The following is a 1290-nucleotide window of genomic DNA, read 5'->3' on the forward strand; positions in this document are numbered from 1 at the left end:
ACGATGGCACGTGTACCTGATTTACTAGAGTGCGCAAAACAATTTGATATAAAAATGATTACAATAGAAGATTTAATTGCTTATCGCCGCCATCACGAAACACTTGTGACGAGAGAAGTGGAAATTACATTACCTACAGATTTCGGTACTTTCCATGCAATTGGCTATTCTAACTCATTAGATATGAAAGAACATATCGCGCTCGTAAAAGGTGATATTTCAACAGGCGAACCTGTACTTGTACGCGTTCATTCAGAATGCTTAACAGGAGATGTATTTGGTTCGTGCCGCTGTGATTGCGGACCACAGCTACATGCTGCACTTGCTCAAATTGAGCGTGAAGGAAAAGGTGTTCTTCTCTATATGAGACAAGAAGGACGAGGCATTGGCCTTCTGAATAAGCTTCGCGCTTATAAGTTACAAGAAGAAGGGTTAGATACTGTAGAAGCAAATGAAAAACTTGGGTTCCCAGCTGATCTTCGTGATTACGGTATTGGCGCTCAAATTTTAAAAGATTTAGGCTTACAAAGTTTACGATTATTAACGAATAATCCACGAAAAATTGCTGGCTTACAAGGTTACGATTTAGAAGTAACCGAGCGTGTACCGTTACAAATGCCAACAAAAGAAGAAAATAAAACGTATTTACAAACGAAAGCAAGCAAATTAGGACATTTACTAAACTTATAATTAAGGGAGAGATACATTATGGTATTCGAAGGTCATTTAGTTGGTACAGGATTAAAAGTTGGGGTTGTTGTTGGACGTTTTAATGAGTTTATTACAAGTAAGTTACTTGGCGGAGCTTTAGATGGATTAAAGCGTCACGGTGTAGAAGAGAATGATATTGATGTTGCATGGGTTCCTGGTGCATTTGAAATTCCTTTAATCGCTAAAAAGATGGCCAATAGCGGAAAATATGATGCTGTTATTACATTAGGTACAGTAATTCGCGGTGCTACAACACATTACGATTACGTTTGTAATGAAGTAGCAAAAGGTGTTGCGTCTTTATCACTACAAACGGACATTCCAGTTATTTTCGGTGTATTAACGACAGAAACAATTGAACAAGCGATTGAACGTGCAGGTACAAAAGCTGGTAATAAAGGATATGAATCGGCAGTTGCTGCGATTGAAATGGCTCATTTATCAAAACAATGGGCATAAAAAATAAAAAAGAGGCTGCGGCCTCTTTTTTATTTTTTTACTTTTTTCCGTACATCTTTTATTAATTCATCCATTGTTTTTCCTTCTGTTTGTATACGAAGCGTTTGTGCTGTTCTCCAT

The 1290-nt window shown here is 37.5% G+C and carries 1 protein-coding gene and 1 pseudogene; both read left to right on the plus strand.

The genetic code is table 11. The annotated features are described in order from the left end of the window. Positions 1-690 (plus strand): annotated as a pseudogene (gene ribBA, locus AC1DJR_RS30170) (bifunctional 3,4-dihydroxy-2-butanone 4-phosphate synthase/GTP cyclohydrolase II); the annotation flags it as partial. Between the two features lie 18 nt (positions 691-708). Further along, the gene (gene ribH, locus AC1DJR_RS30175; RefSeq protein ID WP_000230892.1) at positions 709-1170 is read left to right on the plus strand and encodes a 6,7-dimethyl-8-ribityllumazine synthase; all 462 of its coding nucleotides are present in this window, start codon (positions 709-711) and stop codon (positions 1168-1170) included. Positions 1171-1290 lie beyond the last annotated feature (120 nt).

It is taken from the genome of Bacillus sp. 05T31, from assembly GCF_056396725.1.